Annotated in this window: 17 protein-coding genes; 7 read left to right on the forward strand and 10 right to left on the reverse strand. The window is 43.8% G+C overall.

The window, feature by feature from the left end; translation table 11 throughout:
- Positions 1–81: 81 nt before the first annotated feature.
- A complete protein-coding gene (locus BLR32_RS17435; RefSeq protein WP_218124204.1) occupies positions 82–2802 on the reverse strand; it encodes an alpha/beta hydrolase family protein in 2721 nt (906 codons plus the stop codon).
- Positions 2803–3285: 483 nt separating this feature from the next.
- On the opposite strand from BLR32_RS17435, the gene BLR32_RS17440 reads away from it, so the two are divergent.
- From BLR32_RS17440 to BLR32_RS17455, 4 genes are all read left to right on the forward strand, one after another.
- The gene (locus tag BLR32_RS17440; RefSeq protein WP_089834027.1) at positions 3286–3966 is read left to right on the forward strand and encodes a DUF2306 domain-containing protein; all 681 of its coding nucleotides are present in this window, start codon (positions 3286–3288) and stop codon (positions 3964–3966) included.
- 137 nt (positions 3967–4103) lie between these two features.
- Positions 4104–4340, forward strand: a complete 237-nt coding sequence (locus BLR32_RS17445; protein ID WP_089834029.1) for a hypothetical protein — start codon at positions 4104–4106, stop codon at positions 4338–4340.
- Positions 4341–4944: 604 nt separating this feature from the next.
- A complete protein-coding gene (locus BLR32_RS17450) occupies positions 4945–5484 on the forward strand; it encodes a hypothetical protein (RefSeq protein WP_089834031.1) in 540 nt (179 codons plus the stop codon).
- A gap of 113 nt (positions 5485–5597) precedes the next feature.
- Positions 5598–6755 (forward strand): hypothetical protein, encoded by a 1158-nt coding sequence (locus BLR32_RS17455; protein WP_143011502.1) that lies wholly within the window; start codon positions 5598–5600, stop codon positions 6753–6755.
- 86 nt (positions 6756–6841) lie between these two features.
- On the opposite strand, the gene BLR32_RS17460 is transcribed toward BLR32_RS17455, so the two are convergent.
- From BLR32_RS17460 to BLR32_RS17470, 3 genes are all read right to left on the reverse strand, one after another.
- Positions 6842–7669 carry an SIR2 family NAD-dependent protein deacylase gene (locus BLR32_RS17460; RefSeq protein ID WP_089834035.1) on the reverse strand — a complete coding sequence of 276 codons (828 nt, stop codon included), beginning with the start codon at positions 7667–7669 and terminating at the stop codon, positions 6842–6844.
- Between the two features lie 85 nt (positions 7670–7754).
- Positions 7755–8183: an EthD family reductase gene (locus tag BLR32_RS17465; RefSeq protein WP_089834038.1), complete on the reverse strand. Its 429-nt coding sequence runs from the start codon at positions 8181–8183 to the stop codon at positions 7755–7757.
- Between the two features lie 296 nt (positions 8184–8479).
- Positions 8480–10306 carry a T9SS type A sorting domain-containing protein gene (locus BLR32_RS17470; RefSeq protein WP_176842323.1) on the reverse strand — a complete coding sequence of 609 codons (1827 nt, stop codon included), beginning with the start codon at positions 10304–10306 and terminating at the stop codon, positions 8480–8482.
- A 284-nt stretch (positions 10307–10590) separates the two neighbouring features.
- On the opposite strand from BLR32_RS17470, the gene BLR32_RS17475 reads away from it, so the two are divergent.
- Positions 10591–11058, forward strand: a complete 468-nt coding sequence (locus BLR32_RS17475) for a hypothetical protein (RefSeq protein ID WP_089834043.1) — start codon at positions 10591–10593, stop codon at positions 11056–11058.
- Positions 11059–11068: 10 nt separating this feature from the next.
- A complete protein-coding gene (locus BLR32_RS17480; protein ID WP_089834045.1) occupies positions 11069–11557 on the forward strand; it encodes a hypothetical protein in 489 nt (162 codons plus the stop codon).
- Between the two features lie 103 nt (positions 11558–11660).
- On the opposite strand, the gene BLR32_RS17485 is transcribed toward BLR32_RS17480, so the two are convergent.
- The 4 genes from BLR32_RS17485 to BLR32_RS17500 form a co-directional block, all read right to left on the reverse strand.
- Complete coding sequence (locus BLR32_RS17485) at positions 11661–12947, reverse strand: MFS transporter (protein ID WP_089834046.1); 1287 nt, start codon at positions 12945–12947, stop codon at positions 11661–11663.
- 157 nt (positions 12948–13104) lie between these two features.
- Positions 13105–13368 (reverse strand): DUF6520 family protein, encoded by a 264-nt coding sequence (locus BLR32_RS17490; protein ID WP_089834048.1) that lies wholly within the window; start codon positions 13366–13368, stop codon positions 13105–13107.
- Between the two features lie 83 nt (positions 13369–13451).
- A complete protein-coding gene (locus tag BLR32_RS17495; RefSeq protein WP_143011503.1) occupies positions 13452–14504 on the reverse strand; it encodes a hypothetical protein in 1053 nt (350 codons plus the stop codon).
- Between the two features lie 11 nt (positions 14505–14515).
- Entirely contained in the window at positions 14516–14962 is a 447-nt protein-coding gene (locus BLR32_RS17500) for a MauE/DoxX family redox-associated membrane protein (RefSeq protein ID WP_089834052.1), read from the reverse strand.
- A gap of 494 nt (positions 14963–15456) precedes the next feature.
- On the opposite strand from BLR32_RS17500, the gene BLR32_RS17505 reads away from it, so the two are divergent.
- On the forward strand, positions 15457–15858 hold the full coding sequence (locus BLR32_RS17505; protein WP_089834054.1) for a response regulator: 402 nt from the start codon (positions 15457–15459) through the stop codon (positions 15856–15858).
- Here BLR32_RS17505 and BLR32_RS17510 read toward each other — a convergent pair.
- Together BLR32_RS17510 and BLR32_RS17515 are read right to left on the reverse strand one after the other, a co-directional pair.
- The gene (locus BLR32_RS17510; protein WP_089834056.1) at positions 15855–18296 is read right to left on the reverse strand and encodes a PAS domain-containing sensor histidine kinase; all 2442 of its coding nucleotides are present in this window, start codon (positions 18294–18296) and stop codon (positions 15855–15857) included. The genes BLR32_RS17505 and BLR32_RS17510 overlap by 4 nt on opposite strands.
- 364 nt (positions 18297–18660) lie before the next feature.
- On the reverse strand, positions 18661–24108 hold the full coding sequence (locus BLR32_RS17515; RefSeq protein ID WP_089834058.1) for an Ig-like domain-containing protein: 5448 nt from the start codon (positions 24106–24108) through the stop codon (positions 18661–18663).
- Between the last annotated feature and the right edge of the window lie 22 nt (positions 24109–24130).

The following is a 24130-nucleotide window of genomic DNA, read 5'->3' on the forward strand; positions in this document are numbered from 1 at the left end:
TAGATTTTATAAGGAATTATCAGTAAATGGTTTCAATGCAGCCAACAACGGGAGTGGAGGTCTTCCCATTCCATTCCGCCGTTATCGTGTCTTTACATCGATAACAGGAGGGGTAGGAATAGTGTCAAGCTTTAACCCAGCTGGAAGCGACTCACCTGTACTATCATATTCAAATCCGGCATGAATTCCCTGCTCATCCGCCAAAATACCTTTTGTCATCCATTTTGGAGGAGGTCCGGCTTTCAGATAATAGTCAAAAAATTGGGCCATTCTTATATATAGATCTCTTTGATCATCCAGATTATGTATCCCGTGATCTATTGAAGCATTTTGATATCTTAACATCCAGCAAGTTTTCCCTTCTCTGCGCAACGATGTAAACAACTCATAACTCTGCTGAACATTGACATTGTAATCTTCAGTATTAGTTACTATTAACAAAGGAGTAGTGACATCTTTGGCAAAAGCAACAGGTGAGTTTTTCAGATATTTAACGGGATCAGTTGAAAGGCTAACTCCCATTCTTCCCTGTCTGAATTCAAACTGTTCATCTCTGAGACCAGGGTAATTACCATAAACGCTGATAAAATCTGAAATGCCCGAAATAGTGACCAGTGCTTTAAATTTATGGCTGAAGGCTGCTAAACAATTAATCCCATACCCTCCAAAGCTGCCCCCGGCAGCACCATATCGTGAACTATCCACGTAAGAGAATTGTGCCAGGTGATCTGCTGCTCCTTCGAGGGCATCTACGATGCTATGTGCTGTTTCTCCAATTTTGAAATAAATATCCGGTACGCAAATTATGTATCCTTTGCTCAACATCATTGGATAGTTGAAATAATAGTTATCAGTATATGCTGGGAATTTATATGAGTTTAATAGATGTGTCTCTTTCCCATAGAAACTAAATAGTACGGGGTATTTCTTTGTGGAATCAAAATTCTCCGGTTTATATAATATGGCTTGCGTTTTGACACCATCTTTTGTCGTGAAATCTATCAGTTCTGTAGTATACCAGTAATATTTTTTTTCAGGATATACATCACTGATTGGAGAGAACTTTTTGAAATCACTTGTCAAAAAATAGTTAGGAGAGGCTGTAGCGCATGCTCTTTTTAAAAGCCAGCTTTTACCATCCTTCGATTTTATGAACGGCCCTAATCCCATTGCTCCACTGTACATATAGTTCCCCATTGATAAATATGTAAGGTTATTTTTTCCCCTGGAGATATCTAACTCATAAAAGCCACTTTCCTTTGTGAGTTCATTAAAAGCAGTTAGAATTCTCTTCCTGCGCTGGTCGCTCAAGTCCCTTTCTGCAAATCTAAAGACAATTCTATTTTTTCTTCCCACGCCGTTAGTTAGATTGTAAGGTTTATATTTCCCTTTTACATCAATCAACCAGATATCATATCTGTCCCATGTAACTATAAATTTTTCTTCGTCAAACCATTGGTAATCGAAAAAATGTCTACTCTTAGCAAGAATGGGCAATTGTTCATCGTCATCATGTAGTGGAATTGGTAAGTCAATCGTTAAATTCCTGACGCATCCGGAATCTAAATCATATAGATATAAGTCTCCTCCATAATTATCCTGACCGACTACATATTTACCGGAGGGAGACATTCTTCCACCAAGAATATTTTCAATATTAAATCTGGTGCCTTCTCTCCATGACAAAACATAATCGTGACGGCGGCTTTTTTTATTCCAATAAAATTCTTCTCTACTACCCTCAATGTGATTGATATAGATTTTCCTTTCGTCCAGTGAGATGCCTCCATACTTTTCGAACTCGTTCTCAATGCGGGTTAATTTATTATTCTTTATATCGAATATCCCTAAGTAATAAGGCTCTTCTGGTCTTGTACTTAAATTGAACTCACCATCGGCATAGCTGTAGAGCATTACTGGTTTAATGTGCGTTTTCTGTTTGTGAGGAATAGATGGCTTGATTGAGATGAAAAGGAGATTACCACTTTCACTAAAAAATTGTGGTACATCTAAAATAAGGTTCCTGAACTCCGGCCAATTTTGGGGCGTGATCTCGGTGGCTTCAGTCTGCCCTATTCCATTCTCAAAGAATAATATTGATGAATCTACTTTAAAGGCTATTTGACTTCCTTTTTTATACGTAACCAAATTCGACGGAGCGAAATTTCCCGACCAGATTTTTCTTTCTGAGCCAGATGAAAGATCAATTCTTTTAATCTGATAATTACCTGCATCTTCAAAAACAATAAATATGACATCACCACCATCTGGCAAATGGTATTCCTTCACTTTATCATACTGTATAATTGGTTTTGCGTTTAGACTGGTTACTAAAAGCACGTTAGGTCTGCTCTTTTTATTTAATAGTAAGTATTGCTCATTCTTCTTGCTATTAACAATCAACCTATAATTGCCAACGTCTGGTAAAAATAGCGTCGTTTCAGTTCCCAGACGAATTAGATATAAAGTATCAGACTTTTTGTAGATGCCGAATTGGCTATTTGCAGTGAAAGACGGATTCCCTTCCGTATTATCAATTTCGAATTTCCAATTCTTATTGGCAGATTTAAAAATCGTTCTGCATGGTATAAAAAATGGAATATTTGACTTTGCGGTAGCGTAAGCAACAAAAAGCCCATTATCTGTAAAGATGCCATTGTCTTCTATTATGTTTTCCCATGAATACAGGCAGGATGTATCTAATGTCTGTTTAAATTGTATACCATCTTTGTATGTTGGAGAGATGGTTTGTTGCGCGTAAGTATTACAGACTGAAAGTATCTGTAATAGCGTAGAGATCACTAATCCGGTTTTTTTTATGGCTCGACAGTTTCTACAATTATGTATACAGTACTTCATGAGATAAGCTATTTATAAGGGACTAGGGTGTCAATTCTGATATTCGGGTCAGCTTCCAGGGCATTACATTTAATAATGGAGGTTCCATTTTTTTGAGATGTCAACATATGCCTGCATCTGCAATAAAAAGAACGAATAAGTTATCAAACTATTGGTCTAGCGGAATAGATTTTTCTGGGTTCAAGGTATCGCGATGATAGTTCAGCGATTTTGGACAAACAGCATCTTTCCTGATAATAATTCTAAGCTAATAATTATTTACCTGATCTACTAAGCTCAAATCGTGATGAGGTCACTATATTTGTTAGACATGACCTTCGCATTAACTTGCCATCATGCCGGGTGAATTCAGATGCGGCAGTTCGTGAGGATGTGATGAAAGAATGTGATTTCTACTCTTGAAGTTATACCACTTAAAAGTCTATTATGAAAGCTTCACTTAGAGATATAGTGGTTTCTCTGCTCTACGTGCTATTAGCAATAGTAGTTACATTATTTGTAATCGAATTTGTTTTGCCCTATCTGTCATTCAAATCAGATACCGGTTTTCTAAAATTGAAACAACAATATTACCCAAACCTTATTTGGCGTGTTTGTTTTTATATACATGTTTTTTCGGCCTTTTTATTACTCGCGGCAGGGCTGACGCAATTCTCAAATGCTTTGTTAAGCACCTATCCAAAACTGCATCGTATAATAGGGAGATTCTACGCGTGGGAATTATTCTTAATCAATTTTCCAACAGGTATGGTGTTGTCTGTCACAGCAATTGGCCCCTGGATAGCCAAGCTGGGATTCGTCGTATTGGACTGCCTGTGGTTTTGGTATACCTACAAAGGCGTAGTAGCAATAAAGAACAATAATGTACTTCTTCACAAGCACTTTATGATGCGCAGCTATGCGTTAACTCTTTCTGCAATAACGCTGAGAGTCATCAACGTGATTACAATGAATTACCTGCACTACGATCCAATTGTAGTGTATACAATAGTTGCCTGGATGGGATGGTTACCCAATTTGCTATTTGTTGAACTACTAATCAGAAGGCAAGCCAAAAAAGCCCTTGCAGTGGTTCAACGTGACAAAATAGTTGCGTCATACAACTAAGAACAATTTTGTTCGATTGGTAGAAACGTGACTTTAAAGACGCATAGAATAAAACCTGCTGTTCTGTGTATCATCATTTATTGAGCAGAAATATTCACCTGTTAAGTTAGCTTTTAACTAAAAAAGCAAAAAAAATTATGAACAAAGCTAAAGTATTGTTGTCTGCAATCGGACTTCTGGCAGTGATCGGTGGTACGATTGCATTTAAAGCAGAAAAAGGATTCAATGGAAGCTTATTTTGCACTTATACAAGAGGCGCTATTGCCACCACAATTACGCGATGGAGCACTTCACCTTTTGGAGTTGCCAGATATTGCACAACTATTGCGGGAGTGCAGGCAACTGTGACTTATACAGTAACTATAAATCCGTAATAGGAGTAATGCCGATTTCCCAGTTGAATTAGCTAATGCATAATACTGGAGAGTGGCATAAATCAGATGGGTTAATGTATTTATACCCGTTCAGTGGACTTACACCTGGCATTCAGGATGAAGAAAATACAAGGTCGGAGAACTTTTCTCTGACCTTTCTGATTTTCAGCTAATCGAAACTCTTCCAGATATAGGACCTGCGTTATTGATGATTCCAAAACTGTAAGCATATCCTTTAGTCTGAGCTGCGGTCACTCTAACCAGGAAATTTATATCCTGTCCCTCGCATTGTATTCCTTACCCGAATGCTTTGATTCTGAACTAGCAAGCACATCAAAACGATAAACCTATAGGGGGATAGATAACCTCTCCGCAGCGTTCGGATAGCTTACTATCGGCTTACTGTTAGCTTACCATCGGCTTGAACTCGGCTTTCCATTAGGTTAGCAGAATGATATTAATAGGGTATTTAAAGGGTACTTGTATATCAATTGGATATTGAAGTGACCTCTAAATACTATTGTGATGGCCAGTTGTATAACTATTTGTATATTAGTGGCACTAAGACAGCAAGCTTTTGTATTTATAACCTCAAAACCATTTTATGGCCATTGTTAAAGACAATATTCTCATGCAGCTTGTACGGGGTACTCTCGGCAAACATTACATCATCTACGAACGGAATGGGCAGATCATTATGGCGGTGAAGCGCGGCCCTTCCAGGAAAAAGCCTACACAAAAACAGTTGGAAGCAAGGCATAAGATGACCATTGCTTCGGCGCGTGCTCAGGTTATGATGGCCGATCCGGAGATAAAGGCCTACTATCAGTCGATGGCCGGGCCGGGACAGAATGCCTACAATATGGCGGTGAAGGATGCTTACCGCAGTCCGGAGATCCAGAACATCAGGTTAGAAAATGAGGAGGTTGTAGTGACTGCCAAAAATGAGTTCCGGGTAGCAGAAGTGGAAGTTAAGGTAGTAGACGCTGAGGGTGTTCTCATAGAAAGCGGTCAGGCAGTGCTAGGCCGCAACAGAGTAGATTGGTATTACAAAGCAACTGCGTTGCCTGCAGGCGGTAAAGTGATCGTAGTAGCGGAAAACTTACCGGGGTGTCAGACGGTAAAGGAGTTGCTGCTTACATAAAACCGTATTCACTGTTTAGGAATGGCTTCCTGCTGGTTGAGGAGCTTTGTATTAATGAAGCTGAAGTAAAATAATAAGTTCATTTATTACTTTTGCTCCATAAAAGGCAAGTTATGCACTCCCCAAGTATGGCAGATATCCGTAGGATAGCCCTGATTAATAATCCTGTACTACGCAATGTACTGATCACACAATCTTATTACGAGCTCTCGGAGATTATCATGTCCCGTACAGGGGCGGTGGCGAATTGGTGTACCTTCGCTACGTGGGCGTCCAGGCAGGCCGGGCAGAGTATCCGGAAAGAGGATCTTCAACGGACACTCGAGGCACGGGTGGACATTAAGCTGTTGAAGGAATTTCAGGCACTTATTGCAATTGCTTCGGAAATGGGTATTGGCTCCTCCATTAGCGTCAGGCTCCACGCCCTGGTAAAGAATAGTCTGTTCACCAGCGTAGTTGATCGGATAGGCGAAGCGGTTGCAAAGGGAAATAAAAAGGTATTTGAAGAAATAGGTTTTCAATTTGCCCGGTTTATTGCTGAATGTTTCGACAATACAGAACCTGATCTACAACGTTGTGAATTGTTTTGCCGGGAAATGCTTGACGGCGATCCGCCTGACGGGCAGCAATATTTAAAAAGAGCTTTCACAAATTACTATATGGCTTTTTTTGAACGCGATGAACAACTGCGCCTGGAAAGATTGCTGCTGGCTAACCTTCAGATCGGATTCCATGAGCAAACCAGATTACAGCCTGAAATTCTGGAATCCCTTAACGCTGCTTTTACAGGAAAAGACATTTTTCGCAAAGAGGTCATTGACTTCTTATTCCCTCCCGGAAGCTGGCTTTCTCAGGTACGTTTTCTCTATCTGAAAGCTACCGGAAAGACATCCCGCCTGGAAGCTGCTATTGATAGACTGATAATGGAGTTGCAGCACCTGGTAAGGAAGCAGATCACCGCCTATCTGATGACACTAAACCTGCCACATGAGAGCCTGCTATTATCCAAAGATCTGCAGCGTACCTACCCAAAGGTGTTAAGCTGCCTTTCGTATAAAGACCTGGTTGAATTAATGGCAAAAATTGATACAACTCCTGAAAGCTTAAAAGAAAGCGGGGCGGAGGATTGGGCTGACCTCACCGATCGTATGCATTTTATTACGGAACTTTTCCGTTGTTATCAGTTCGATGAACAACTGTATGAGCCAGCTTTCAAACCGGAGCAAGTAGAGGCGATGAAAAGGGGAGAGGTACCAATGGGACGGTTATAAAATTAAGATATCGAGGGATGAGGCAGGACTCATCCCAATATACTATTGGAGAAAATAAAATAGCGACAAAAATAAAAAGCGAAGCTTTAAAGACCTTTAAAAAAATCAACAAATTCAGGAAGTATATCGCTGCTATTTCCCTTTAGCCAGTAGCCGTTCTTTTTCTTCTGAGCAAGTTCAGAAAAATAATTTTCGTTAGGATTTATATCTATGATTATCCCCTGTTTGCTTAGTACACTCTCCACGATCCTCCGTGGTAACGTTGTAGCACCAGATGTTCCTACGATCAATAATAGACCTGTTTCTTTTGCTACCCGTAATGAACTGTCTAATTTATAATGTTTCTCATTATATCTTTCGTCAAACCAAAGCACATGCGGTCTTAAATAATTCCCACATTTCGGACACTTTAATAATTCGGTTTGTTCGGAAGTTAATTCCTGTCCTTTTTCAAGAGGGATTTGTGGATAAGGATAAAGCTCACTGCTGCATTCACTACCACAACGGGCCTTTTCCAGCGTACCATGAATTAGAAATGTTCTTTCTCTTGACGATTGCGCTTTGAAGTGCAATCCATCTACGTTTTGAGTAATTAATCTGAATCTGTCGGTAAAAGTATCCTCAAGTTCTTTGATGGCAAAATGTCCTTTATTAGGAAGGGCTTTTATACAAATGTTGAATCGATATAGGAACCATTTCCAAACTTCCAGCGGTTTGTCGAGAAACATTTCGTAGGTCCCCATTTCTTCGGGCATATAATTTACTGAACCAATTGTCCAGAACCCTTCTTTGCCGCGAAACGTAGGAATTCCACTGTCTGCTGATAAACCGGCGCCGGTGAGTATAGTCAGTCGCCGTGATTTTTGGTAAAACTCAGTAAGCCGCTCTTGCAGTGTGTTATCGAGGTATATCATCAGGATAATTATACGCAACTTTTAGCAGAAAACAAAACGGGAACCGTGGCTAGGCTCCCGGAAACTATTTTTATAAAAGTGCTATTTATTTTACGACTTCACTCACCAGAATGATAGGACTCGCATTAGTATAGTTCACAAAATCTGCACGAATCGCATCTCGATTCGGAGCAATAGATGCCTGATATTCACTTAAGCTTTTTACATAGAATGTACCGATAGCCATATAAGGTAAAGGTTGGTTAGGAATACCACTGGAGAGCCCTTTTTCAATAGTATATTTAACCAGATTTGATCCTAGAAAACCCGCTACCATGGGCATGTGCTTAGTCTCATAGTGTTCCATATTGAAGGTCTTGCCTTCGGCATAAGGATACATGATGGATATCTTAATTAATCCTTTTTCAGTCGCAGTAATGTCCTGTTTTTTAGATTTTCCGGATTGCTTTTCCTGACTAAATGCAATAGCACAATTAGTTAAAAGGAGAAACGCGAGCATTAGTTTAAGCTTCATGATCAGTTAACTTTAGGTGAAAGAAGTGCGTTCATTTGACAGTTGGACTAATTTAATCAACCCTTTAAACTGTCAGTAGTATAGTACTAAAGTTAATCAAAAACAAAGCACGCCCGCTAAAATTGGCAGAAGAAAGACTACTAGGATTTTACAAGATAAAAAAACAGGGCGTATCAAAAGAATGATACACCCTGTTTTCGTTCGTATACCTGATGGGGCCAGATAGTCATTTAGACAACTCTCAACGCCCGATTTTACTTTTGAGTCTTCGTCATTTTACTATGATCAGGTGATCTTTAGTTTTTCAATATCTTAAAGGTTTCGTTTTTGCTATTATCGCCTACCTGTACGAAATACATGCCGGATGGCAAGCCATCGAGTGACAACATTTTTCTGTTGTTGTCAATGATTTCCATCGTTTTCAGCAAGCGCATATCTGCACCAAACACTTTCACCACTACTTTAGAAGTGATAGGTTTGCCGTATTGGATAAAGACATAGTTGCTGGCCGGGTTAGGATAGATACTCACGGTCTCCAGTTTAGTTGATGGCACCATTTTGTCGGTTGTCAGAGTTGGTGCGGCTGTCCGTTGTTCTATTATACCGCTGTTGAGAGCATCGTATGCGTTGATGTTGAACTGACCACAGAGCAGTTTTGGAAATACTTTCTGGTACAGGATATATTTCTCTGCATAAGGTTTGAAAGAGAGTGCTATCGGTGATACAGAGAGTTGTTTAGGACTGAAGTTAATAACGCTTACCGGTGGCTGGTGTAATTTGATACACTGCTGGTTGGTGGTGGTGCGATCGCGGAGAAGTACGTTGGTAAACGTACTGGTGTTGCTGGCGCTACTGATGATGTAATTGGCGTTGGCCAGTATCGCGAACTTTTCTTTGCCGGCAGCTTTTATTTCGAGGCCATACCTTTCCGTGTAGTGGGCCGTTTGCGGGAAGGTGCTGAACTCCACGAGACCCAGGGAACCGGGTTGGTAGCGCAGTTGCAGGTAGAATACCTCTTTACTCACGGCTGTGTAATAGCTGGTGGTAAAGCCTGTGAGATACAGATAGTAGCTTTCGTTGCCGAGGTTGCGGATAACGAGGTCGTTGGATTCTTCTGTGCCGCCATCGCCAATATGGAAAGAGCCTACGATGGCGCCGCTTTCTCTTACATCCATTACCAGTACCTGTCTGTTAGGTGCGCCAGTGGCAGCCGTAACATCGGTGAAGCCGGAGATGAAGAAGGCGTCGTTGCCGGCAATGTTGGTACGTTTCACGATCTTGGTGCCGGCAGATTCAGTGGTGGCGCCAAGGTAAGCGAAGCCTGTAACAGGAATACCGGTAGACTGGAGACGGAGGAAGAGTACCTGACGTGGGCCACTAAAGCCGCTGGTACACAGCTCTACATAACCTGTCAGGATAATGTTGTTGTCGGTGGCTTCTGTCAGAGCCAGGGCATTGGCGTTACAGGTGAAGCTGGTGGAGTATTGGTAGTTCCATACGATGGCGCCGGCACTGGTGAGGCGGGTTGCCAGTACATTGATCTGCTGACCAGCTGGTGCGGGACTGTAGCGCCCTGCAATGATCACGTCACCGTTAACAGCTTCGATAAGATCATTGTATTCAATGAGCGCATTGGCATTGGCAGTGCTGACCGCAGAGAAGTGCAGCTTCTGTACCCAGACAGGGTTCAGTAGCTGATCCAGACGGATGACTACAGGTGTGGAGTACACAGGGATGCCATTGATCAGGTTAAGAGACTGGATCACGTAGCCCAGGAGATAGTAACCTTTACCGCTTTTCATGCGAAGGATTTTCTTGGGCAGCAGGGAAGGTAACAGCTTACCGGGTTGTGGTACCACATGCTCGGAGAGAAAGTTGCCATTGGCATCAAACTGATCGAGTGATAAAGAACTTTTCGTGGAATCCTGATACACATTGGCACTCCATAACAGAAAGGCTTGTGGTGCAGTAGATACAAACGGGGTGTCTACGACGAAACTTGTTGCTTTGTAATGGAATTGCAATGCGAAGGTGTTGTAGTACTGTTGATCCGCATTTTGTGCCTGTGTAGTGCTCAAACCAATAAGCCAGGCAATAATAGCCAGGTATAAATGTTTGTTCATGGGGGATAGTTTAAAGTTAACAAAAGGGTTATTGTAAAAGGGTGACAGATTATCAGTGAAAAGATAAGCAGACAGGCCTGTAACAGACATGCAGTCGGCTGCGAATAGTGATGTTGGGGCAAATTTAGTCCATGTAGACATATTGTAGACGCTATTGAAACGCAGGTAGACGCATTGTAGGGTATGAATGTTTGGCAGAAGTTGAGTTTTAGCTGCAAATTTGTAATTAACCTTGTTTAAAATAATAATCAATTCAAGTATCAGGAAAAACCGTCTTTTTAGCTATGCAATCATTCAAATACTTTACTAAAGAAGGCAATGTGTACATTAAAACACCTCCAAAAGCATTATATTATACCTTAGCGTTGTTAATACTTGCTATTGCCTTACTTTCATTTATTTATGGCGAAAGCCGGAACGTTAAACTTCTTGCCGGTATGATAGGGCTACTGGGGCTTATCATTTTGCTACGCACAACGGCTACGTCCAGATTCGATACTGTAGCCCGCACCATTACTGCACAATCGATGTTCTTTCTCCCGGCACGGGTTTTCAGTTTCGACGATTTTGATCATTTTCTCGTAAATAAACAATCGTACTTAGGCTTGTTAACTATTAATTCAACAGCAAGTATTATTATAAATAAAAACGGAAAAAAGCGAACCCTGATGCTGCATCAAGTCATGTTTGTTACAAAGCCATTGCAAAAGGTGATTGATGAAGCAGCACAAATTATTGGCGTAGAACAATAGTACATTTGTCATGATAAATTATAACCTGCAACAAATAGAAGGTAAGCTGAGCTTCCAGCCCAACAGGCGATACAGGCAAAAGATAATTTGCTGTTTACTAATAGCCGTAATAGCTTTTACACTGCCATTGTTCCTTTCCATCAGTTACGACATCATATGCACTATACAGATCATAGGCGTTATTTGCGCAGCCTATGCCGTGTACGATTTTTTATTCAAAATGAACCTGACCTATATTTTTGATCAAACTAACAGACAGGTATACCAGAAAGTACCGGGCATCTATACGAGAAAGCTGATGTCTCTGGAAGAGGTGTATATTTTGCTGGAAACCGAAAACTGCGAACTACATTATGTGTTGTCGAACAAGAAAGACAGGTATGGCAAAGGATACAGTATCAGCGATTATTTTTTAAGTACGAAAAGAGGCAAAGAAGAACAGGAACGGTACGAAACAGAAGTGTTGGGCGCTATTGAAAAAATGATAGCGCATAAATAAGTATCGAAAACATTGAACATACAATTGGCCGGGTTAAAAAAGCCATTAAACATAGCAATAACTACGTTTAATGGCTTTTCTAATGTGTAATCAATCAGTCTGGTCAGATAGTCTGGGTCTGGGTAGCTGCGATCTCCCTGGATTTTCTGGATCTCATGTAAACTACCAGGCAGGTAAAGGCGACAATGAGGATAACAGGCAGCACTAATGTAACCTGTAACACCTCAGGACCTGCAAGGTTCTTCGCTTCGTTCAACGCGGCAGCTTCAGGGGTGCCCTCAGCTGCGGCCGTATAAGTACCCAGGCGGGCGCCTGCAGGAAGATGTTTGATAATCAAACCATCATAAAATCCTCCCATGAACATTGTGTATATGGATACAGCGAACATTCCGGCACCGCCCAGCAGGTTAAGCCCCAGTGCACCGGACTGCGGGATATTCTCGGCAACAAAACCGATCATGGTTGGCCAGAAGTAACATACACCGATACCGAAGACCAGGGCGGCGAAAAACACGGAGCTTCCTGTAAATGTGCTCAGCATATAAAGTCCTGCTGCAGCGAAAACGGCGGAAAACAGGAGCACCCCTTGTGGTGCCAGCTTTTTAACGATTGGCTTGGCGAAGGCCCGGCCAACAACCATAATACCAGTCGTTAGTGTCAGCAGCAGCAGTGCATTATCTGTCACGTTTTTCAGCAGCAGGCCTATCCACTGACCAGTGAAAAGTTCCGTGATCGCAGTCATTAACATACAAACGAACATGAAGATGAACAGTGGCGAAAGTACAGCCCTGTACATGTCAGCCTCGGAATAACCAGATGAAACCCTTTCAGTAAGCGGAAAATCAAGCCGTGAAAAAAGATAGCCATAGATCAGGGTAGGAATCAACATCGTAGCCACCTGCAATTGCCAGCCCAGGTGTAGCTTGACGAACAAGGTAACTATCAGGGTACCGATCACGATACCTCCCGGAAACCAAAGATGGAAATAATTCAGCCTGGTCGTTTTTTCCTTAGGGTAAAGTGTGGCCACCAGCGGATTACAGGCTGCTTCTACAGTACCATTGGCAATACCGATCAGCAGTGTGGAGAAAAACAGCGTCCAGTAGCCCTGCGCGAAAATGGTGAGTGCAATGCCGGTCAGGTGAAAAAGAAAAGCGGCGACCAGCAGGCGTTTCATGCCGATGATGTCGACTACAACACCGCCGATGACCATGGCCAGTGGAAAACCCCAGAAAGCGGTAGCCGTAATGCTGGCCAGCTGAGTGGCGCTAAGGTGGAAATCTGTTCCTAACTGGTTCATCATTCCGGCGCGGATACCGAAGGATAGTGATGTTACTAACAATGCGAGGCAGCTTGCCCAGAATAACTTATTCGTTTGAATGTGTTGCATGTATATGATTTTGGTCGTAAAAAATTTAAGGTTTGGCATTCGGTTCTTTTATTGTCCACGTTTGTCCCTGCCCCATAAGGTTTGATGTATGCAGTAACCGGAAAAGGCCCGGAAAGATTACCTTTCCCGGGCCGGCAACTTCACAATATCATTTCTGTCAGGGCTGAGAAAGTACAAAGCTGCTGCATGTTCCGTTAGACTCCAGGTTTAAAAGCTGTACTGGCTGCCCTCCGATCAGTACATAGCAGGTGGTGAATCCACCCGCACAGTAACCCCGGTACACACATGGTGAACCCTGGCTGGGCACCTGTTGCAGATTCGTGTACCCGCTTCCTGGTGACCTGCCGCCATTGGTAGCGAATGCACCTGCAATGGCAAGCGCAAATACAGTTACTGATAATCCGATTTTTTTAAAATTCATACAGTAAAACTTTGAATTCAGATACATGCCTACTATTTTCTACAGGTGTTCGGCTCCGCCTGTCTATTGCAATAGAAATAATGTTATTGTCCTGCGATAGTGTATGCATTCAATGTATGATCACACAAAGCCAGCAGCTGATCTCCTTTTACAATGAAGTCAGTAATACGTTCTTTCCCCTGAAGCGGAATGTGGAGTGTATAGATGTATGCACCATTATCCAGCGAATACACGTCGATGATCTCGGTATCCCGTCTGGCCTGCCACGGCTCATTGTCCGCCACCAGGGTAGAAAGTATATAGATCCTGTTGTCTGCCACCTTTGCCCGGCTGTTTACATAAGCAGGCGGCGCGGAGAACTTACTGCCGCCGGAAGATAGCCTCGCCACCTGTATTTTAGCCATGGTATTGGTGTCCAGGGTATGACCTGTATAGAGTGTGTGCAGGTTGGTATCCAGTGCGACAAACTCATTCCGGTAGTGGTATACATAGACCAGCTTACCCGTCTGTTTATCATAGTCCAATGTGCCGTCTGTACAGAAGATACCATCCACCTGCTTTTTGATGATATCCTTTCCCAGGGTTACATAAGGAGAATCTGTTTTTATCTTTGTCAGTATGTTGCGGCTGTTGCCCAGGGAATCCTGATGAATACTGCGTGATATGAAGGAAGTTGCAGAGACATTTTGCAGCATGTTAAAGAAGCAGCTTTGCTGCAGGAACCGGCTCATACGCAGATCATCCAGTCTTCCCCTGTAGAGCGTAGGCGTGCTTCCCTCTGCCATATATATCGCGGGAGAATCTACCATTATCCTTGCCAGCTTCCAGGCATAACGTTCACCTGGTGTGAGTTTCAACGTTAAAGACTGTGTATCCTTTAAGTGCTGATCTGCTACAAACAAATGCTGCGAAGCAGAATAGTTGCCCAGGTAAATATGTTCATCGGTATGCCCCGCAATATAATAGGCGGGATACTTTAACTCCAGCGAACCTGTCAATGTTGCCGCCGGCAGTACCTTACGGCTAAAGCCGTTCTTCCTGTCATTAGGCTTATCTGCAAACGCATACAGGATCAGCACGAGAGCAATACAAACCACCACACAGAGTGCGGCAAATCGAAAGGGTTGTTGCATCATTGTTGGTTCAGTTAAACGTGGATCAGTTCAGACGAAGACGGATGCTCATCCGGTTGCTTTGTATAAAGCCACATGCCCAGCAGTGCAAGGAGCATAAAAACAATATTAAAATAGAGATGCTGTGTCCAGCTCATTTGGGAGATAACGCCTCCGCAGGAGCAGGGAATTTTTTCAGATAAAGTGAGCAGCACTACAATGTAGACGGTAAAAAGTGTCATGATGGCGAAAGATGCATAGAGCCCGGCACGCCGGTAACGAGGCATAACAAGCAGCAAAGCGATCACTATTTCGGCTATGGGAACCACGACTGCCAGTACTGGCGCGAAGCGTGTAATAAGAGGAGATTGACCTATAACGGCCCGGAAATTTTCATAGTCAATGAATTTACTCGCAGCTGTATACACGAATAATAGAATGAATGAGAGGCGTATCGTCTCCATAACGACTTTTCTTAACATGGAATACTAATTTACAAATGGAGTGACGGAACAAATTTCAGGATAGTCTTCGGGTTCACACTGGCATTCATTGGCTATTTGTCCATTCTAATCTAAGAAAATATTCTGAATATTGCATGCCCTCCGGGGATTTTTTTTGTCAGTTTGACACATTTGATATTGCCACAGCATTAGGGTTTTAAATACCATCAGCATTTCACAGGATTACTCAAACAAAAGACAGACATCACATCCAATGAGTACAGGCATTTGAATTAGATGAAATCGGATAGAAAGTTTTATTCATAATTAAATAACTTTTAATATTTTGACAATGTGCCCTGCCCAAGCCGTTTTCAAACTAAACTAAAATGGATTAATTGGTCGGGCATCAGTGTAGCTCCCTGACTGGCACAAGCCCCGGCAGATTGTTGTATCATTGTCTCCGTTAAAAAGATATCTTTGTGTAGCTTAAAGTTGCCAGTCACAATTAACCTAAAGAATAATATTGGAGCATGGGCTATAAAATCCTGATTGCGGATGATGATCTCGAAGACCTGGAACTAATTGAGGAAGCTATTATTGCGGTGGAACCGGAAGCCGAGCTGCACAAATTCACCAACGGATTTGCGGCTATGGAATATTTAAATTCCCGCCGGGACAATGAGCTTCCCTGCCTTATCATTCTGGATTATAATATGCCGGAATTGAACGGCTCGCAGTGGCTCTCTTCAGTAAAGAATCAGACCCGGTATGATCAGATTCCCAAGATTATACTTAGCACTTCCGATGCACCGGTTCATGTAAAGGAATGTATTGATAGCGGTGCTGCGGAATATATTGTAAAACCAGATACCTTAATGGGCCTTCAAAGCGTCGCAAAGAGGCTGGTAGGTATGTGCAGAAAGCCTACCTAATCTTTGGGCAGATATATTGTAAAACAGGCACCTTCATCAGGCGTCCCCGTTGCATAGATGTATCCTTTATGATTCTGAACAATTTTTTTACATATAGCCAGTCCAACGCCAGAGCCTTTTGCATCAGGAAGGTTATTCAGGCGTTGAAAAATTTCAAAGATCCTTTGTGAATAGGCAGGGTTAAAGCCTATGCCGTTGTCCTGCACTGTTATCCTATAATATTTTTTGAAGGTCTCTATCGCGTGAAAATCGGTTATTTCATACCCGTGTAGCAGTACGTGGGTTATTTTAATGATAGGTATTCTTTCAGGATGCCTGTATTTGATGGAATTATTGATCAGATTAAAGAAAAGTTGTCTGATCTGAAAGGGAACGGCCCTGACAACAGGCAGAGTGTCTGTTTCTATATGTGCACCTTTTTGTTCAAATTCTTCTTTATGCTGCATTACTATCTCAGCAAACAACTTGTTCAGATCTACTTCTTCATAGCCGTCACTGCCAGATGTGGTCCTGGAATAAGTCAACAGATCGTCGATCAGCTGTTTCATCCTTTTTGCCGCCAGAACTGAACGATTGAGGTAATCTTTTGATCTTTCATCCAGCTCGTTATTAGCATTATTAAATATGAAATCATTATAGAAATTGATCTTACGCAAAGGTTCCTTCATATCATGCGACGCGGCGTAGCTAAACTGCTCAAGTTCTTTATTCTGGAATTCCAGCTGAGACAAATATTCCCTCATTTTATCTTCCGCCAGTTTTTTTTCTGTAAGATCCCGCGTTACTTTTGAAAACCCTATAATATTATTTTCTTTATCATGTAAAGCGGTCAGCACAACGCTGGCCCAAAAAAGGTTGCCGTTTTTCCGGCGCCTCCAGCCTTCGTGAAGCTTTTTCCCCTTTACAGCGGCTTCTCTAAGCAGTATACCTGGAAGGCCCCGGTCCCGATCATGGTCCAGGTAGAAAATGTCGAAGTTCTGGCCTATGATTTCCTGCTCCGTATATCCCTTTATTTTTTCCGCTCCCTTATTCCAGTTCTGTACAATACCATTCCTGTCAAGTAAAATGATGGCGTAGTCTTCCACTTCCTCCACCATTTTATGATAACGCTCTTCACTCTTTCTGAGCTCCTCTGTTTTCTGCTGCAGATCCATTGTTTTTGCGGCGACCATTTCTTCAAGAGAAGCATTCAGCGTACGGTATCTCGCCTCGCTTTCCCGCAGCGCATTTTCTGTTCTTTTTATCTCTGTGATATCAAGTAAAAGATTAATGGCTCCGGTTATTTCCCCCGAATTATCAAAGATGGGTTGAGGATGCGGCGCTACATGACGCATAGCTCCGTCAGGCCTGATTACCAGTATCTGTTCTCCATATACGGGACGTTGTTCCTTTAAACATACAGCCATTGGGCAACTATCGAGCGGAAGCGGAGAACCATCAGTTTTCAGGATTTTATAAGATCCACACCAGAGCGTTTTACCTACCTCCGGTTCCTGTCCCCATAGCTTTGAAGCAGCCTCGTTGTACAACTGAATCCGTCCGTCAGCATCTGTAGTATATAATGGAGCCTGTAAGCGCTGTACTAATTCCCGGTAACGCATCTCGCTTTTTTCCAACGCCGTATAAAGCTGCTTTTGAGCTGTAATGTCCACTGTAAAACAACGGGTGTGTATGAACTTACCATCCTCCCGATAAACACTGGAATTAATATACACCGTTTTGATACTCCCATCCTTACAAATCAACTCGGATTCATATTGACATAGCGTTTCATTACAGCTTAGCCGGTTGAGAATATCCTCGATCTTTTCCTGGTACAGGTGAAACTTTGAAATATGCTGACCTATATATTCTTCCGCAGTGTAACCGAGCATCTCCAGCTCTGCTTTATTCGCCCACTTTATGATCCCGTTGGCATCAACCCAATGCAGTCCAATGACGGCATTGTCCACGTAATCCTGCAGCTCTATTGTTTTTCTGTTTAATGCTTTTTCTGTTTCCTTTTGCTCCGTAATATTATAAAAACAATTGATCGTACCGGTCTGAATACCACTTTCGTTCATGATCGGGACAATATTCGCTCTCACATAGATCCTTGACTGGTCCGGACGTTCTATGATCAACTCCTGGTCCTTTCTCGGAAGACCATCTTTCAGGCATGCTGCGACCGGAGTCTGATCATGGAGCAGCGGGCTGCCATCAGCGAGGTATAACTTGTAAGATCCACAGAAACGTTCATTTTTATCACCTGGAACGGGCCGCCTTCCCCACAATTCAGCAGCCTGTTCATTATACTTCCTGATAACACCCGACATATCGCATACATAAACTGCTGCCGGTAAAAGGTTGAGGATCTGGGCTTCTTCCGGCATCTGGCTGGGCAATGTTTCCCGCATTGACGGCATTAAATTACTGGGTTCTTCCGGTTGCTGCTGCATATATCAAACACAATTATGATGTAAAGGTAAATAAATTAGGGCTGTCAGCAGACTTATTTAAATAGCACGGACCCTGCTACCGTTGTTCCTATTGCAGCGGCCCGGGGTTTCAGGCCCTCATGAAAGATACTATCAGATAACGATCTATCACCGGAATCATCCAGGATAGGAGGGACTCCCGATCTCCAAGGAGCATAGTCTGGCTATTGGAAAACTTCGATTCGGTAGCTGCTTTGATCAAATTAAAACTAAACGGCTTGAGTCCAGTTAAATACCGAACTCAAGCCGCTTAATATTCTTAATCTTGTCTAAGATTTGGGTGCACTCCAGAAATGAGGCTGCCCTTCTTTTCCAGTTTCAACTTTTAGCGTTTCACAACTTTCATTGTCTTGCTTTGATCACCTTGTCTGATATTGATATAATAAATACCAGGTTTCAGATTTTGGCCAAGCTGATAGTATGTACCGGCAATTATTCTTGTAGAATAAATGATGTTGCCGGCGTTATTAACAATGATAAGCAATGCTGGTGCTTTCGAAGAAGAAGTCATTTTTACATTAAACACGTTACCGGAAGGATTAGGATATACATCCGTTGTAAAGTCCAGGTTAACGTGAGTGTCCGGTTTGTTGTTGACCGCTGCGATGATATTTTGATTTGCAGCCGCATTTTGCAGTGTGTCACCGGGCTGTAATGTCCGTACTTCAATAGCTGCTATCGAGCCGCTATAAGGATCATACAATCCCTTTTTAGGATAGAAAAATACCTGTATCAGACCGGCGTTATCTGCTTTTGCCCTGATGGTTTTTATAACAGCGGTGTTCAACTTGTTACCTGCTGCCTGATAGACGTTGAAGTCAATAAGGCTGTCGAGGCCATTGCTAGCCCTTATGCTGAATATCCTCTTATTTTTCTCTGTATCCTGTGGCTCAACAAAGTGCAGGCGGATAGCATAAACGGTATTAGGCGTAAGCCCACGCAGGTAGTAACGCATCTGGGTGATATTGTCTTTGAATATGCGCATATACTCATATACCTGCGGAGGAGCGGGATCAATTACATGAGATACATCTACAGGGGAATTGACCTTTTGTACCCAGGTGTAACCTGCATGCCACAGTTTATCTGTGCCGGTAGGGCCTTCAGGAACATATTGTGCGAAGGTTGTATTGGCATATGGACCAGGAGGCGTTTGCGTTGTACCTGCGTTGATGCCATACAGGGCTGATTGATTTGTCTTTAACACTTCTATACAATAATCATCCACCCATAGGGTGCCGAATCCTACTTTAGACACCCAGTAAGTAAGCCCTGTTGCACTGTCGGGTACGTTGATGGTATCTCTTATCTGAGCCCAGTTGTCCCGGTATGCGATCACAGTATCTACCTGTTTTGAATAGGATGCATTGCCCGTAGACGCGCCAAGGCTGTCTATGAAACCAACGCCATAACCTGCCCACCAGGGATAACCGGTGGCGTCTTTATCTACTTTAACCCATTGGGTAAACACGATAAGGCTACCGCCCCTTACTGGTATGGAACCTTGTATGTTTAAAGAGGTATGCGCCGTAGTGAAACCTAAAGTAGCAGCTTTATCGCCGGAGTGGCCTTTTCCGCTAACGGTGTACACTGCGCCTACAGTGGGGATGGTGTCTTTATAAGCTACCCAGTTAATAAGGCCGCTTTCAAAACCATAATTTGGTATTCCTCCACATGAGTCAAACGGCGCGACCGTTACCTGTAGGGTTGCTGAAACGCCGGAGCCGTCCTGCGTATTGGCGGTGACAGTCAGGCTACCTTGTTTAATGGCAGTGATAAGTCCTGTACTGTCAATCGTCGCTAATGTTGTATTGGAACTGCTCCAGGTTACTCTTTTAATAGAAGTGTTAGCGGGCAGGAAGTTGACTGCTACCCGCAGCGTATCTCTTTCTCCGACAACGGCAGTAGATGGCTGGAACGCAAGGCCGGTGGCCAGTACATTGGCTACGTGGATATTGGCCTGTGCCGCAATAGCCGGATTGTCTGCCGAGGTGGCTGTTATTATTACATCCCCTTGTTTGATGCCGCTGATAGTGCCATTGCTGCTTACTTTAGCTACGGTTGTATCTGAAGATGTCCATACCACCCCTTTATTGCTGGCTTTCACAGGGCTGATGGTAGCGTTGAGCTGAAGCGCGGAGCCTACAAATACATTGGCTGAAGTGCTGTCCAGCGTTATGGCAGTAGCAGGTATATAGATAACCGTATAGGTTTTGGTAGCGGTAAAATTGCTTTCTACAGAGGTGGCGGTGATGGTGACCGTGCCCGCTGCTTTTCCTGTTACCACTCCGTTCAGGTCTACAGTAGCGATCGCATTGTCGGAGGACTTGTATACCAGGTTCCGGTTGGTGGCATTTGCAGGTGTAGTGCTCAGTTTCAGCGTGTCTTTATAGCTTACATAGAGGTTACTGCTATCAGAATAGATACTGATCCCCTGGAGCGGAATGATATTCGCTTCGAGGGCGGCTATAGAAGCGCTGTAGGGACCATTGGTAACCCCTTTGGGAATGAAGTTTACCGTTATTACGCCTGTGACGTCAGCTTTTGCTTCAAGGGTGCGTGTAATCACCGTATTCAGCTTATTACCCGCTGCCTGGTACACGTTGAAGTTGATAAGGCTGTCGCCACTGGTTTTCACATTAAATACCCGGTTTGCTTTGTCGGCATCGCTGGGTTCAATAAAGTGCAGGCGCAGCGAGTAGTTGGCATTGGGGATCAAATTCCGGAAATAATAACGCATCTGGGTCACGTTATACCTCGACACACGCATATACTCATATATCTGGCGGGGTGCAGGTGATGTTACCTGGCTGAGGTCCACAGTTGCCGTGATACGTGTGCTTCCGGTATAACCTGCGTGCCATAGTTTGTCGGTTCCACTGGGGCCTTCTGGTACGTATTGACCGATCACCGTATTCTGATAAGGTGTTGCCGGGTTAGCCGTTGTACCTGCGTTGATAGCAATCACCGTAGTGTTCACGATCAGCTGCACAGTTTTGGTGAATCCCCCATCTGCTGCGGAAATGGTGAGTGTAGTAGTGCCCAGTTTAAAACCAGTAGCTATACCATTGGCATCTACAGTAGCGATGGTAGTATCTGCCACCGACCAGTGAAGCGTTTTATTGGTTGTATTAGCGGGTATAATGGCCGCGGATATCTGCCTGGGTGCATTCATAGTAGCGTATACTATGCTGTCTATGGCAATACCAGTAGATATAGTGGGTGGAATGACGGTGATCTGTCTGGAACTTGTTTTCCCCCCATCGACCGACGTGACGGTAATGGTGGCGATGCCGGCGTTCATGCCGCTTACATTGCCATACTGATCGACTTTGGCGATGGCGGTGTCTGAGGAGCTCCAGGTGACCGAAGGATTGGTAGGATATGTGGGGCTTAGCTTCACGTTCAGCTTCACAGCGTACCCTTTTACAATGGTATCTGATGCGGAGTTGATTATTTCTACCGACTGAACAGGCCCCGCTACAGGGGTGCCGAAAAAGATGCCATTTCCGTGAGCGGAGATAAACATTCTTCCTTTGTTATCGGCTGCGATATTGGGCGCTACACCAGGCAAGCGGTCTAATATAGTAGTCCAGGTGCGACCGGTATCGTCGGAACGGAAGGCGCCGTCATAAACACCATTGATGGGAAGGGCCTGACTGGTCACGTACAACACCAGGTGCGCATTCGGAGTGGTATCAGACATAGCGACGGCTATCCATTTGGGCTTTACATTGTCACCACCTACTTTAGTGAATGTTTTACCCGTATCTGTGGTATGGTAAAGGGCGCTGAATTCAGGATAAGCTTCATTGTGATATGCGATCCATACATCCCCTGTTTTTCCTGGTGTTGTTTCGATGTTGGAGGAGGTGGCATAAGACGATCCATTGGGATTGCTGCCTGCGTTTGCAGTAAGACCAGTTGCAGCTGTTTTCACGAACGACTTTCCACCATCGGTGCTTACAAAAAACGAACCGCGGTCCCAGACATAGAAATAATCACTATTCACTTTATCTGCTACCAGATGGTTTTGCCCGGGGTATAGCATCCATTGTGCGCCTGCAGGTAAGATACCCGAAGCCAGGCCTGTGGATTTTGTCCAGGAGGAGCCAAGGTCTTCTGACCAGTAGACATTACCAGGACTATTGCCATCCATTTGTGTGAGCCAGAGAATGTTCCTGCGATTAGCCGATACGGCTACACGTCCGCGTATACCGGGCAACTTTGGAAAAAGGGTATAATGATCGCCGCCATCTGTAGAGTAACCCGCACGGCATGCGCTGGGATCATTGTTCTCTGCACCGTCGCTGCCTACACGCACTATAAAATTGGGATCGGTGTACTGGAAAGCCGCTCCCTGCATTTCAAACGCAGAGAATACATTGTTGTGCAGGTCGGTGTAAGAAACAGCCCCCTCGTACAATGGCTCTGTAAGGGAACGGTGGTGACCACCACCAACATCTGCAGTACTCGTAAGCAGGAGATTCTTTCCGCTGGGAGGCGCCACTAATGGGCCTGTTACCATGATCTCTTCCAAACCCACTACACGGATCTTCCAGTCAGAAACGGAAGCGAAGATGTTGTCTGTACAAAGTATATCTGTCAGGTCGTTGATCCACACCCTGTCGGGGTAAAATGGATCCCAGGTAAACGCGTAAGCATTATGCCCGGGATCGTTATAAGGTTCGCCATCATTTGCCGAGTGAGGCGCTTCTGAATTATCGCGTTTGATCTGTCCCTGTCTGTAATAACCGGGAGCGCCCCCTTTTCTTGAGATAAAATAAGGATCTTTTTGCCAGGAGCCACGGACGCTGACCACGATATCATCTGAATTGGCCGGGTTTACGGCCACTTTAGCAAAGTATCTGTCGCTTTTAACCGGATCTGGTACTAAAGTTAAAGGAGAGATGTCCTGCCAGTTGCCGTCCTTATATTTGAAGACACCTTTGGGTAGATTCTCAGCCCCGGCAGATATATACAAGGTCCCATCTGCATGAAGCGTGGCCCGGTTAGGGTACATCGGACTGTTGTTCATCTGGTTGAAAGATCCACCACCATCTTCTGACACAAATACGCCGTTGGAGCGGCCAATGTAAATCCGCCTGGTAACATTCACACCATTTAAGTTAATGGTCCCCGAGCTTTTGTCAAAAAGAAGAAACGAGCAGTTGCCAGCTGTAGTGACTGCGTCTACCTGCGCCCATGTAGTACCGGCATCTTCTGATTTCCAGGCGCCATTCTGATCTGTGACCACCCATACCCGGTTACTGTTAGCCGGATCCACCTGTATCCTCTCCCCGTAAGTCTGGGTAGTATTGGGATGTACTACAATAGGAACATGCAGGTCAGTCCAGGAGTCACCTCTGTCAGTACTCTTCAGGATAGTACCTACTGTACTTGAACCTTTACCTGGCCCGGGGCCGGCGCTGTGCTCCACGGTGGCATAGAGAATGTTGCCGGTAGTATCATTTGGGTCTACGCCGATGCTGCCACAGCGCTGGCTGAATTCCCAGCCCCAATAGTTGATCGGTATCTTTTTGAATAACATTAGATGTTCCCATTTCTGCAGGTTCTTGTTCCACCGGTAAGGAGTGCCAACATCGGTGGTGACGAAATAAAGATCGGGTACCTTAGGATGTGCTACAAATGAGGGTAGGGCACCGGACCCGCCTATCCGTACCTGATTCCATGTATACGTTTGCGCATTTACCTCCCGCAAAGCGGTCAGATAAAGCATTGTCAGCAATAGGGTGTAGAAGACTTTTTTCATGTTCGTAGTGGAATTTTTTAAG

The sequence above is a fragment of the Chitinophaga filiformis genome (genome assembly GCF_900102545.1).
Taxonomy (GTDB): Bacteria; Bacteroidota; Bacteroidia; order Chitinophagales; family Chitinophagaceae; genus Chitinophaga; species Chitinophaga filiformis.